This is a genomic window from Limnobaculum parvum, assembly GCF_003096015.2.
Classification (GTDB): Bacteria; Pseudomonadota; Gammaproteobacteria; order Enterobacterales; family Enterobacteriaceae; genus Limnobaculum; species Limnobaculum parvum.
In genome coordinates this window covers 681459-694063 of record NZ_CP029185.2, presented here as the reverse complement: position 1 = coordinate 694063, position 12605 = coordinate 681459, and the positions used below count along the sequence as shown (strand labels likewise).

15 protein-coding genes are annotated in these 12605 nt (G+C 45.9%); 12 read left to right on the top strand and 3 right to left on the bottom strand.

The genetic code is table 11. The annotated features are described in order from the left end of the window. Window positions 1-182: 182 nt before the first annotated feature. The 6 genes from metK to ruvX all read left to right on the top strand — a co-directional run bounded on the left by metK (window position 183) and on the right by ruvX (window position 4996). The gene (gene metK / locus HYN51_RS02485) at window positions 183-1337 is read left to right on the top strand and encodes a methionine adenosyltransferase (protein WP_108901395.1); all 1155 of its coding nucleotides are present in this window, start codon (window positions 183-185) and stop codon (window positions 1335-1337) included. A gap of 98 nt (window positions 1338-1435) precedes the next feature. Then, the gene (locus HYN51_RS02480) at window positions 1436-1939 is read left to right on the top strand and encodes a SprT family zinc-dependent metalloprotease (protein WP_108902130.1); all 504 of its coding nucleotides are present in this window, start codon (window positions 1436-1438) and stop codon (window positions 1937-1939) included. A 200-nt stretch (window positions 1940-2139) separates the two neighbouring features. Then, on the top strand, window positions 2140-2871 hold the full coding sequence (gene rsmE, locus HYN51_RS02475) for a 16S rRNA (uracil(1498)-N(3))-methyltransferase (protein ID WP_108901394.1): 732 nt from the start codon (window positions 2140-2142) through the stop codon (window positions 2869-2871). A gap of 10 nt (window positions 2872-2881) precedes the next feature. Continuing rightward, window positions 2882-3829: a glutathione synthase gene (gene gshB, locus HYN51_RS02470; protein WP_108901393.1), complete on the top strand. Its 948-nt coding sequence runs from the start codon at window positions 2882-2884 to the stop codon at window positions 3827-3829. Window positions 3830-4009: 180 nt separating this feature from the next. Continuing rightward, entirely contained in the window at window positions 4010-4573 is a 564-nt protein-coding gene (locus tag HYN51_RS02465; protein WP_108901392.1) for a YqgE/AlgH family protein, read from the top strand. Next, window positions 4574-4996, top strand: a complete 423-nt coding sequence (gene ruvX, locus HYN51_RS02460; protein WP_108901391.1) for a Holliday junction resolvase RuvX — start codon at window positions 4574-4576, stop codon at window positions 4994-4996. 1 nt (window position 4997) lies between these two features. On the opposite strand, the gene HYN51_RS02455 is transcribed toward ruvX, so the two are convergent. Both HYN51_RS02455 and HYN51_RS02450 read right to left on the bottom strand, forming a co-directional pair. Beyond that, the gene (locus tag HYN51_RS02455) at window positions 4998-5531 is read right to left on the bottom strand and encodes a hypothetical protein (protein ID WP_108901390.1); all 534 of its coding nucleotides are present in this window, start codon (window positions 5529-5531) and stop codon (window positions 4998-5000) included. Between the two features lie 273 nt (window positions 5532-5804). Further along, complete coding sequence (locus tag HYN51_RS02450; protein WP_108901389.1) at window positions 5805-6800, bottom strand: type IV pilus twitching motility protein PilT; 996 nt, start codon at window positions 6798-6800, stop codon at window positions 5805-5807. 23 nt (window positions 6801-6823) lie between these two features. Here HYN51_RS02450 and HYN51_RS02445 point away from each other — a divergent pair, with 23 nt between their 5' ends. From HYN51_RS02445 to yggU, 4 genes are all read left to right on the top strand, one after another. Beyond that, a complete protein-coding gene (locus tag HYN51_RS02445; protein ID WP_108901388.1) occupies window positions 6824-7528 on the top strand; it encodes a YggS family pyridoxal phosphate-dependent enzyme in 705 nt (234 codons plus the stop codon). 65 nt (window positions 7529-7593) lie between these two features. Then, on the top strand, window positions 7594-8412 hold the full coding sequence (gene proC, locus HYN51_RS02440) for a pyrroline-5-carboxylate reductase (RefSeq protein WP_108901387.1): 819 nt from the start codon (window positions 7594-7596) through the stop codon (window positions 8410-8412). Between the two features lie 155 nt (window positions 8413-8567). Continuing rightward, the gene (locus HYN51_RS02435) at window positions 8568-9113 is read left to right on the top strand and encodes a YggT family protein (protein WP_108901386.1); all 546 of its coding nucleotides are present in this window, start codon (window positions 8568-8570) and stop codon (window positions 9111-9113) included. Further along, window positions 9113-9409 (top strand): DUF167 family protein YggU, encoded by a 297-nt coding sequence (gene yggU / locus HYN51_RS02430; RefSeq protein ID WP_108901385.1) that lies wholly within the window; start codon window positions 9113-9115, stop codon window positions 9407-9409. The genes HYN51_RS02435 and yggU overlap by 1 nt, the downstream gene beginning before the upstream one ends. Window positions 9410-9482: 73 nt before the next feature. Here the strand turns inward: yggU and HYN51_RS02425 are convergent, their stop codons facing one another. After that, entirely contained in the window at window positions 9483-10295 is an 813-nt protein-coding gene (locus tag HYN51_RS02425) for a CDP-diacylglycerol diphosphatase (RefSeq protein ID WP_157952963.1), read from the bottom strand. Between the two features lie 301 nt (window positions 10296-10596). Between HYN51_RS02425 and rdgB the strand changes: the two genes are divergently transcribed. Then, entirely contained in the window at window positions 10597-11190 is a 594-nt protein-coding gene (rdgB, locus tag HYN51_RS02420) for an RdgB/HAM1 family non-canonical purine NTP pyrophosphatase (protein ID WP_108901383.1), read from the top strand. Continuing rightward, window positions 11183-12313 carry a radical SAM family heme chaperone HemW gene (hemW, locus tag HYN51_RS02415; RefSeq protein WP_108901382.1) on the top strand — a complete coding sequence of 377 codons (1131 nt, stop codon included), beginning with the start codon at window positions 11183-11185 and terminating at the stop codon, window positions 12311-12313. The genes rdgB and hemW overlap by 8 nt, the downstream gene beginning before the upstream one ends. Window positions 12314-12605 lie beyond the last annotated feature (292 nt).

The window sequence follows — 12605 nt, the reverse complement described above, 5'->3', positions numbered from 1 at the left end:
AAATCTTTAAAATAGCCATCCAGAAGTTAATCCGTCTATACCGATTAACTAACATATTCATGAACTCCTTAATCTGCACATGCGTTGTCTTATGCTCAACTAAGCTGAGACGCTGAATCATCTCACCAATAAAAGAGATAACGCCGCTTTGCAATTAAACCGTCTTAGAGGTAAAAGAATAAATGGCCCAACACCTGTTTACTTCCGAGTCCGTATCCGAAGGGCATCCTGATAAAATTGCCGACCAAATTTCTGACGCGGTGCTTGATGCGATTCTTGAACAAGACCCTAAAGCACGAGTAGCCTGTGAAACCTACATTAAAACCGGTATGGTTTTAGTCGGTGGTGAAATCACAACTTCCGCGTGGGTGGACATTGAAGAACTGACTCGTCGCACCGTATGTGATATTGGCTACACCCACTCTGATATGGGATTCGACGCGAATTCTTGTGCTGTATTAAGCGCTATTGGCAAACAATCACGAGATATCAATCAGGGGGTTGACCGCAGTGACCCATTAGAACAAGGTGCCGGCGATCAGGGTATCATGTTTGGTTATGCAACTAACGAAACCGAAGTCTTGATGCCTGCGCCAATTACTTATGCCCATCGCTTAATGGAGCGTCAGGCGGAAGTGCGGAAAAACGGTACCCTACCGTGGCTACGTCCGGATGCCAAAAGTCAGGTCACATTTATGTATGACAATGGCAAGATCAGCGGCATTGATGCGGTTGTCTTGTCAACTCAGCATTCTGAGCATATCGGTCAAAAAGATCTGCAAGAAGCAGTCATGGAACACATCATTAAGCCGGTTCTACCTGCTGAATGGCTATCTGCCAATACCAAATACTTTATTAACCCGACGGGTCGCTTCGTTATTGGTGGACCAATGGGTGACTGTGGATTAACCGGTCGTAAAATTATCGTTGATACTTATGGCGGCGCGGCTCGTCACGGCGGCGGTGCATTCTCCGGTAAAGATCCTTCTAAAGTTGACCGTTCAGCAGCCTATGCTGCTCGCTATGTGGCTAAAAATATCGTTGCTGCTGGTTTGGCGGATCGCTGTGAAATTCAGGTTTCCTATGCCATCGGCGTTGCCGAGCCAACCTCAATTATGCTGGAAACCTTCGGCACGGAAAAAATTCCACACGAGCGCTTAATTCATTTGGTTCGCGAGTTTTTTGACCTGCGTCCTTATGGGTTAATCAAAATGCTGGACTTGATCAGGCCGATGTATCAGCAAACGGCAGCTTATGGTCATTTTGGTCGTGAACATTTCCCATGGGAAAAAACAGACAAAGCGGCAATGCTGCGCGAAGCTGCCGGACTTAAATAGTTCCCAGCAAATATAATCGCTAATTTAGCGGCGTGATGGCAGTTGCCTCGCGCCGTTTTTTATTGCTCATTTTATGGCGCCTCGCTATGCTAACGCCCATGACCACACGCCACCTTCCTATCTCTATTCAGCAAGCCGTTATGCGCTGCTTACGCCATTATCTGGCAATGGCTAATTGCCATTTAAAAACGGAGTATTTAGAACCCAAAGTCACCTATCGCCAGCGCGGCACGACTGCAGGAACCGCTCATCTCGCCCAGTGGGAAATACGCCTTAACGCCGTCTTGTTAGTCGAGAATGGTCAGCAGTTTATTGATGATGTAGTTCCCCATGAGTTGGCCCATTTATTGGTTTATCGCCAGTTTGGCCGCGTATCTCCACACGGTAGTGAATGGCAATGGATGATGGAAAAAGTGCTGGGGGTTAGCGCAACTCGAACACACTGTTTTAATGTACTATCGGTCCAAGGAAAAACTTTTACCTATACCTGCCATTGTCAAACTCATCAGTTAACCATACGCCGCCATAATAAAATCATACGTCAAGAGAGTGAATATCGCTGTAAACGCTGTGGCAGTCTGTTAAAACCAGCCGAGACTTAAGTTATCAGAACGCCCGATTCTCTAAACTTTTCCCGCTTTTATTGGCGATAAAAACAACGCAGGGTTGAACAGTCTGGTCTACAATATTAAGCTTACCCGGTTTAGTTAACATATTTATGACTTCTTTGGCTATATGGTCGAAAAAGAATCCCCTTGAATACCTGTTAATTCAGGAAGATACCGGAAAACAGAATACAACTATGCGCATTCCCCGCATCTATCATCCCAATCCTCTTGCTATCGCTAATGATATCGCCCTGAGTAACGATGCCGCGAATCATGTTGGCCGCGTGTTACGTATGCAGCCAAGCCATCAACTTATGCTGTTTGATGGTAGCAACCACGTTTTTGATGCCGTTATTACTCAGGTTGATAAAAAGCAGGTATTGGTCAACGTAGTTGATAAGCGGGAAGAGGATCTGGAATCACCGCTTAATTTCCATCTTGGTCAGGTGATTTCTCGCGGTGAGAAAATGGAGTTTACTATCCAGAAATCTATCGAGTTAGGCGTCAATGTTATTACTCCACTAGTTTCAGAACGCTGTGGTGTAAAACTAGATAAAGATAGACTTGAAAAGAAAGTCCAGCAATGGCAAAAAATCGCCATTGCTGCCTGTGAACAGTGTGGGCGTAACCGAATTCCCGAAATCCGCCCGGTGATGAACCTTGAGGAATGGTGTTCAGAATCTGATGGCGGTATTAAATTAAATTTACACCCAAGAGCCAGCCAGAGTATTAATACTCTCACCATGCCGATACAAAACATTCGTCTGTTAATTGGTCCTGAAGGAGGATTATCTCAAGAAGAGATCGAGATGACGGCTAATTACGACTTTACAGATATTCTACTTGGCCCCCGGATTCTGCGTACAGAAACCGCGGCGCTTACCGCGATTGCTGCACTACAGATACGCTTCGGCGATCTGGGATAAGGAGAAAAAGATGATCAAACTCGGCATCGTGATGGACCCTATTTCGTCTATCAACATTAAGAAAGACTCCAGCTTTGCCATGCTGCAAGAGGCGCAAAAACGCGGCTGGGAACTGCACTATATGGAAATGAACGATCTGTATCTACAGACCGGAGAAGCGCGTGCGCGAACGCGCGTACTAACCGTTCAGTATGACAAGGAACACTGGTTCGACTTCCATCAGGAGCAAGAGATCCCTCTGCACGATCTTGATGTTATTTTGATGCGTAAAGATCCTCCGTTTGATACCGAATATATCTACGCTACCTATATTCTGGAACGCGCTGAAACAAAAGGAACGCTGATCGTCAACAAACCTCAGAGCTTGCGCGACTGCAATGAAAAACTGTTTACCGCTTGGTTCCCTGAGCTCACACCATCAACGCTGGTTTCCCGCAGTGCAGAGCATATTCGCCGTTTCTATGGAGAGCATGGTGATATTATTCTCAAGCCATTGGACGGAATGGGAGGGGCCTCTATTTTCCGCGTGAAGCCAAACGACCCGAACCTGTCGGTAATCATTGAAACATTAACCGAATTGGGTACCCGTTACTGTATGGCACAAAACTTTGTTCCGCAGATCTCTGAGGGTGATAAGCGCGTTCTGGTCGTCGATGGTGAACCGGTTCCTTACTGTTTGGCTCGTATTCCAAAGCAGGGGGAAACCCGTGGTAATCTGGCTGCTGGTGGGCGAGGTGAAGCGCGCCCCTTAAGTGAAAGTGACTGGAAAATTGCCCGTAGCGTAGCGCCAGTTCTAAAAGAAAAAGGGTTAGTGTTTGTTGGTCTGGATATCATTGGCGACAAGCTTACAGAAATTAATGTTACCAGCCCAACCTGTATCCGTGAAATTGAAGCAGCCTTCCCGGATGTTTCTATCACCGGTATGTTAATGGATGCCATTGAGCGTCGCATTAAATAATGCTGTCACGCTTGAGCAATAAACCTGTTTAACTCAAATGACTCTGTCACTTGTAATTTAAGGGACAGAGTCAATTTTTTACCGCTATAGTTATCATGCTAAGCATCAATATGATAAATTTGCTATAATTATAAATAGGTTACATCAGCTACACTTCCATTCAGCCAACGGTTTAATTCCATGAACTTACAACACCATTTTCTTATTGCGATGCCTACTCTGGAAGATCCCTGTTTTAACCATTCTGTTGTGTATATTTGCGAACACAACCAAAATGGCACTATGGGGCTAGTTATTAACAAACCTCTCGGCGAGCTAACTGTCGAAGAAGTGCTCACCAAGCTGGGTATCTACCCAACGCCAAAGGTATCCAATATTCATTTGAACAACCCAGTACTGGACGGCGGGCCGCTGGCTGACGATCGGGGATTCATTTTACATACCCCACGCCAGAAATTTTCATCCAGTATTCAAATTAATGAACATGTTATGATCACCTCATCAAAAGATGTATTGGAAACCTTGGGTACGGCTTCTCAACCATCCGAAGCACTGGTTGCTTTAGGTTATGCCGGGTGGGAAGCAGGTCAGTTGGAACAGGAACTACTGGAAAACAGCTGGCTAACCGTTGAGGCAGATACCAACATTTTATTTCACGTTCCGGTCAATCTTCGCTGGCAAACGGCAGCAAGAAAGCTAGGTATAAACATTCATACTATTGCCACACAAGCAGGTCACGCATAAATGTCTAACCGTACTGTATTAGGATTTGATTTTGGCACTAAGAGTATTGGCGCAGCTATCGGCCAAGAAATTACCGGTACCGCTCGTCCTCTGGCTTCATTTAAAGCCAAGGATGGCAACCCCGACTGGCAACAAATCGAAAAATTGCTGAAAGAATGGCAACCCGATTTAGTGGTAGTTGGGCTGCCATTAAATATGGATGGCACTGAGCAACCGGTCACGGCTCAGGCAAAAAAATTTGCCAATCGCCTTCACGGCAGATTTGGTGTGCAAATCCAATTGCACGATGAACGTTTAAGTACGGTAGAAGCTAAAGCTGACCTGTTTTCCCGTGGCGGTTTTCGCGCACTGGACAAAGGCAGCGTAGACGCTGCCTCTGCGGTCATCATTCTAGAAAGCTGGTTTGAACAGCAGCACGGTTAATTTAGTGCAGCAGATTATCCAGCGTACTGCCCCAGTTAATACTCATTTTTATATTACAGGCCTGGTTCGCCGCATAATAAATGGTATATCCCTGACGGTTTGATCTACCTTTATACTCTGGAATATCCCCACACCCCGTAATCACATAATCAGTATTTGGCAATGGAATAGCGTTACCGGTTCCCAGCAGCGCAAAATACTTACCATATTCACCCTGACCTACTTTTTGCACCAATACATAATCGTTGGCGTTCAATTGCGTTTTACTGACGATCTTTGCCGCACGGCCAGTCGAATCAGTAACGCCAAACAGCGGCTTCTTAAATGCCGGATCGGTCTCCACATCCTTCGTCACCACCAGATAAAATGGTGTATCGGTCATTGGCTGGTTTGTCTTAGGCTCTAACAAACTCACCGTAACCTCAAATGCACCTTCAGAACCATAGGTTGGTAATGTATTTTTATAATACCAGTAACCGCCGCCACCAATGATTACCAACAAAACAACCACTAAAAGCCATTTAAATAAGTTCAACGTTTACTTTTCCTTTTTATTTACAATACAAGTCGTTAAGCAAAGGGAAGTTCACCATACTTGGGTAAAATAGAAAAGGGGTTTAGGCAAAATTTTCAGAATCCTAACAAAATCGTCAGTTTCAATTTCAATGAATATTATGGACGTAAAAACGACGGACTAACTCCCCCAAGTGCCAGCATTTACTTGGCTTAGGTGTACGTCGGGCCAAGCCCGACGATGAGATGATTGAACGTAACCACCAATATAAAGTGATTAGCAAAGCCTTTATATTTATGACCCGACAATTAATCCCTCTGATAATAAATGGGTTTTGCTCTGTTCCATCGTTTGCATACCGTTAACCGCTCCAGTTTGTAGTTGCGTTAATAACTGATGGTGTTTACCTTCCCGAATCATATTGCTCACCGCAGGTGTATTCACCAGCACTTCGTAGGCAGCAATACGCCCACCTTTGGTACAGGGTAAAAGCTGTTGGCAGACTACCGTTTGTAAACTATTTGCCAGTTGGGTACTGACAAAGCGTTTCTCTTCAGCCGGAAACACATCAATAATCCGCTCAATAGATTGCACAGCAGAACGAGTATGCAACGTAGCAAATACCAGATGCCCAGTCTCCGCTGCGGTTAACGCCATATGGATAGTTTCTGCATCCCTCAACTCACCTAACAAAATAATATCCGGATCCTGTCGCAGTGCTGCGCGCAGCCCTTGAGAAAAACTATCAACATGCCTGCCAATCTCTCGTTGCTGAATAAGACAACGGTTGCTGTGATGTATAAACTCGATGGGATCTTCTAGGGTAATAATGTGATGAGCTGACTGCTGGTTAATCATGCCTATCAAGGCCGCTAGAGTCGTTGATTTTCCACTTCCTGTCGCTCCGGCAACAATGACTAAACCATCAAGACAGCGGCTCATTGCGATCAGCGAATCAGGAATACCTAACGATTCTGGTGGCGGTATAACGTTTTGAATAAATCGAAAAGCGGCGGATACGCCCTCACACTGTTGAAAAAGGTTCACTCGAAGACGCACCCCCTCAATAGTCAAAGCAAAATCTAACTGTCCTAACTGTTGGAACAGCGTACGCTGTTCGCTAGTTAAGCAGGCTAACAGTTGTTCTGACAACCATTCTGGCTGCAGTAAACTTTCACCAACGTAGCGTAAATCCCCGTTCACGCGCAATACGGGTAAATGACCGGCAGAAAGATGCAGATCGGAAGCATTTTGCTTTACACTATCGGTTATTAATTGGCATACATTCATAGCAGGCTCCCTGAATAAGACATATGACAACTATCCAACAAAATATAGATGCGATCAGGCGTCGTATCGCCGAAACAGCACAACAATGCGGCCGTTCTCCAAAAGAAATTCGGTTACTTGCAGTCAGTAAAACAAAACCTGTAGAGGCGATTCAGAAAGCTATTGAAACTGGTCAATGCCTGTTCGGTGAGAACTATGTACAGGAAGGGGTCGATAAGATTAAATATTTTGACACCACCCCTGATGGAGAATGGTTAGAATGGCATTTCATTGGGCCACTCCAGTCAAATAAAAGCCGATTGGTTGCGGAGCACTTTCATTGGATGCACACCCTAGACAGAGAAAAGATTGCCCGACGTTTAAGCGAACAGCGGCCAGCAACGATGCCGCCGCTGAATGTTCTTATTCAGATTAATATCAGTGACGAACAAAGTAAGTCGGGTATTAAGCTGGTGGAATTACCCGAGTTGGCAGCGCAAATCCACCATCTACCCAATCTAAAGCTGCGTGGATTGATGACCATTCCTGCACCTGAAAACGATCCTGCCCGTCAACTTGCGGTATTTCAAACAATGACACAGGCTTTTAATCAGCTTAAAACGGCCTACCCACAAATCGATACGCTCTCAATGGGAATGACCGACGATATGGATAATGCCATTCGCGCCGGCAGTACCATGGTGCGTATTGGTACCGCTATTTTTGGCACGCGTGACTATACCCTGTAATCTGCTCGGTAATCAGGGCATGATTCCGATTACCTGCGCTTTAAACTGACAAAGTGAGACCTGTTATGCAACATCGTAAAATTGCGTTTATTGGTGCCGGTAATATGGCTAAAGCGATTATTGCTGGATTAGTCAACGGCGGTTACCCTGCCCAGCTAATTACCGCGACATCTCCATCAATGACGCAGGATAGCCCGCTGCATGCCCAATACGGCATTCGCTGCAGTAATGATAACCTCGAAAGCGCCCGTCAGGCCGATGTCGTTGTGCTGGCGGTTAAGCCTCAAATGATGGCTGACGTCTGTGCACCGCTATATCAGCAGGTGAACCTCAGCGGAAAATTGATTTTATCCATCGCCGCAGGTATTAGCGTTGGCCGCTTTTCCCAACTGTTGGGGCCCGTTGACCTTATCCGCATTATGCCCAATACCCCATCACTGATTGGTTTGGGAATGAGCGGTCTGTACGCGCCACCACAAGTTAGCGCACAGGATAGAGAATTTACCGCATGCCTTATGCAATCAGTCGGCGAAATCTGCTGGGTAAATGAGGAAAGTGGGATAAATAACATCATTGCTGCCGCAGGCAGTGCTCCGGCCTATTTTTTCCTGTTTATGGAAGCAATGCAAAATGAGTCCGAACGTCTTGGATTCAAACCAGAAACGGCTCGTTTACTGGTTCAACAAGCGGCTTTAGGCGCAGCGCAAATGGTGGTTAATAATCCACAGTTAGACATCGGTACACTGCGCCAGCAGGTCACCTCAAAAGGTGGCACTACGGCCGAAGCACTGCGCGTCTTTCATGAACAAGGTTTAAGTGAAACTGTAGCATCAGCCATGCAGGCCGCCATTAAACGGGCCAATGAGATGGAAAAATCACTTTAAAATAAGGCTCCGGCAATGAAGTCTCGAGGTCATTGCCATTTTTTCTTGATTTACTATATGCTAGCCCCCAAATAGATGGGTATCGTTGTAGCATAATGCTGTTTTTCGGATCTCAGTCTGGCTAAACCAGAGCAGACAATAACCAAGGGTTAACCATGCAATTTTTATCTTTTCTTATTGTAACCGTGCTCGATCTTTATGTATCAGTGCTATTGCTGCGGGTATGGATGCAATGGGCAAGAGCCGACTTTTATAATCCATTCTCTCAGTTTGTGGTGAAAATCACCCAGCCGATAATTGGGCCATTACGTCGTGTTATTCCATCCATTGGCCCCATTGATACTGCTTCACTGCTGGTTGCTTACATCCTTATCTTACTGAAGTATGTCGTTGGATTATGGCTGATTAATCAAGTTCTATTATTCTTCCCTGTTTACCTACCGCTCTCTTTGTTAGAGCTACTCACGGCTGCCGGTAAGCTAGTGTTCTGGGTTATCATTATCCGCTCGCTGATGAGCTGGATTAGTCAGGGCCGTAACCCGGTGGATCAATTACTGATTCAATTAACAGAACCACTACTGTCACCGATTCGCCGTCTGCTGCCTTCAATGGGGGGTATCGATCTGTCGCCGATGGTGTTGATCCTGATCCTTTATGCGCTGGATTACCTGAAAGCAGATGTTCTGGCTCTGATTCTGTAATGAGCGCCGTAGAACAGCAATCCGATGCCATTATCCTTCGGCTGTATATTCAGCCGAAGGCCAGTCGCGATCAAATTGTTGGACTGCATGGCGAAGAGTTAAAAGTGGCAATTACTGCCCCACCGGTTGATGGGCAGGCCAATGCACATTTGGTCAAGTTTCTGGCTAAACAATTTCGCGTTGCCAAAGGTATGGTGACGATTGAAAAAGGGGAACTGGGGCGTCATAAGCAGGTAAAAATCGATAATCCACAGCAAATTCCTGCTGAAGTGCAATCGCTGTTACCGGATGCCTGATCCCTCAGGCGTCCTTCAACACGTCTCTTCTTTACTTTTCTTCTTTACTTCTCTTCTTTCTCACGCGCCATAACTAAAACAAATTTTCAGTCTTTAGCAAATCACACTGATAGTCTTGTATATCGCTCGTATGCCCTACATTCATACCGAAAATATCCAACCGATTTGCCAATAATAAATACATTGGCATGTTGTTATGGCCGGTATAAGCCACCAGCGCTAAACCATATTTTTCCATATTATCTGCGGCATCCGAAACTTCCATCGCTACTCGTTGAAACGGACTGACTTCACGCAACTGAGATTCCGTTAATGTTCGGGCAATATAGTGATGATTATTGATGCCGTAAGGAACCGATGACCATTTCTCACTGAATGTATCCATCTGGCTTCCCAACTGCGCCTGAATTTCCGGTTTAATACAAGCAATATGAATATGCAATTGCTCCTGACTCCGCCCATAGGCAGAATTAACCGCTAATGAAACCATCTCTCGAGAGATAGGTTTACCAACCTGTTGAGCCAAATAATAACGAGCCATCCATGCCTGATACAGGTAATCCGTAGAATCCGGTTGCTGTAATTCCTTGCTCTCAATACCATCAATTTTTGCCGTAGGGATTAGCAGGAAATGCAAAGGCCCCTTACGATCTTTAAATATGGCATACCCTCGTTTAGTCTCTGGGGTCAGAACCACATCAATACAGGGAGATGCGGTTGATATACTTAATTGCTGATGAGGAATACATTGCTCACTAACAATCTTCCATAATTCATTTGAGTGACTACGTACCCAACCCCACCAGATAGCTAAAATTATCAGCGCGACGATAATAATCGCGAACAACCATTTCAGTAATTTAGGCAATCGTTTTTTTCGTTTCATTCTCATATTCAGAGTGTTGATTAATAGTCTCTGTCATTTATTATAACACACATGTAACAATTGATTTTAATTCAATAAATTATGTTTCTCATTATCAATTGATGAAAAACCAATTGATAATATTGAATAAAAAATCAAGACAGGTTCATTTAATCGTTAAGAAAACACTCCCCCTTACCATTTTCGCTCATTCACCTACGGCAGTTTGAGTTATGCTATGTCGCATTAAAAAATGACACTCTATTCTATTGCAGGTATACCCTGCCCTGATTAAAACTCTAAGTAACAGGTGGATTTCACAATGCAGAAACTGGTACTTGCAACCGGTAACCCCGGTAAAGTGCATGAGCTGGCGAACCTTCTGGCTGATTTTGGCTTTGAAGTAATTGCTCAAACCGACCTCGGCGTCGATTCGGCTGAAGAAACCGGGTTAACCTTTATTGAAAATGCCATCATCAAGGCACGCCATGCCGCTCTGGTTACTGGCCTACCGGCTATCGCTGATGACTCCGGTATTGCCGTTGATGTTCTGGGTGGGGCACCCGGTATCTATTCCGCCCGCTATGCCGGTGCTGATGCCAGCGATCGGGACAATCTGAACAAACTGCTGGAAACATTGAAAGATGTTCCACAAGAGCAGCGCCAGGCGCAGTTCCACTGTGTGCTGGTTTATATGCGCCATGCCAACGACCCTATTCCATTAGTTTTCCACGCCAGTTGGCCGGGTGAAGTGCTGTTCAGTCCTTCAGGTGAAGGGGGATTTGGCTACGATCCTATTTTCTATATTCCGGAACTGGGCTATACCGCCGCTGAATTAACCCGAGAACACAAAAGTAAGATTTCTCACCGTGGTCAGGCCTTGACCATGCTGTTGGATGCGCTGCGTCATGATTAATCCCCCACCGCTGAGTCTCTATATTCATATCCCCTGGTGTGTACAGAAGTGCCCCTACTGTGACTTCAATTCACATGCCTTAAAGGGGGATATTCCGGATAGGGATTACGTGGAACATTTACTAACCGATCTGGATAACGATTTGCCACTCACCAGCGGCAGGTCCATCAGTACCGTCTTTATTGGCGGTGGAACCCCAAGCCTGCTGGGCGCTGAGGCCATGCAGAGATTATTGGACGGAGTTCGTAGTCGGCTAACGCTGGAAGATAACGCTGAAATTACGATGGAGGCCAATCCGGGTACGGTGGAAGCCGATCGCTTTAGAGCTTATCAACAGGCAGGGGTTAACCGTATCTCTATCGGCGTTCAGAGCTTTAGCCAACATAAACTAGAGCGTCTGGGGCGGATACACGGGCCGGAAGAGGCAAAGCGTGCGGCACACTTCGCACAAAGCCTTGGTTTACGCAGCTTTAATCTGGATTTAATGCACGGTTTGCCCGATCAATCGCTGGAGGAAGCACTGGATGACCTGCGGCAGGCCATTGAGTTAGACCCTCCCCATTTATCTTGGTATCAGCTAACCATTGAACCCAATACGCTGTTTGGTTCACGCCCTCCCGTGTTACCGGACGATGACGCCCTGTGGGATATCTACCAGCGTGGTCATGAATTACTTAGCGCTGCCGGTTATCAACAATATGAAACCTCAGCCTATGCCAAACCCGGCTATCAGTGTCAACACAATCTGAACTACTGGCGCTTTGGTGACTATCTAGGCATTGGCTGCGGAGCCCACGGTAAATTGAGCTTTAGCGATGGCCGAATTATACGTACGGTAAAAACCCGCCATCCTCGTGGTTATATGAACGGTAAATATCTAGATAAACAGTACAACGTTGAAACCGATGAACGGCCCTTTGAGTTTTTTATGAATCGCTTCCGACTGCTGGAAGCCGCACCGCGAAAAGACTTCAGTCGTCTTACAGGGCTGGATGAAAGCGCTATTCGGCAAAATATTGATAGTGCGTTGAAGCTGGGGTATCTGACGGAAACCAGTGAGTACTGGCAGGTTACCGAGAAGGGAAAATTATTCCTGAACTCTTTACTCGAATTATTTTTGTAGTTCGCCCTTAGTCCCTAGGTCTCTTGTCTTGTTATTCTCTTTTGACCTGATAGAGCACTGGAATTCAGCCGACAACTGAATAAAGGTAGCACGGCTGGCATGAATGCCTGCCGAGGCGCAGCAACGTCGGGAGCGGCTCTGCGCGTAAGTCCGAATGAAGACAGAGGGTCGTCGCCACAACGCGGTAAACCGCGTTGAACGGCGCTTGCGCTGGCCCGAAAGGGTGAATACATCATGAAATGATGTATTCATAAAGCGGCCTGAATTCGTGTGCGAAGGCGCGGGAGTGCAG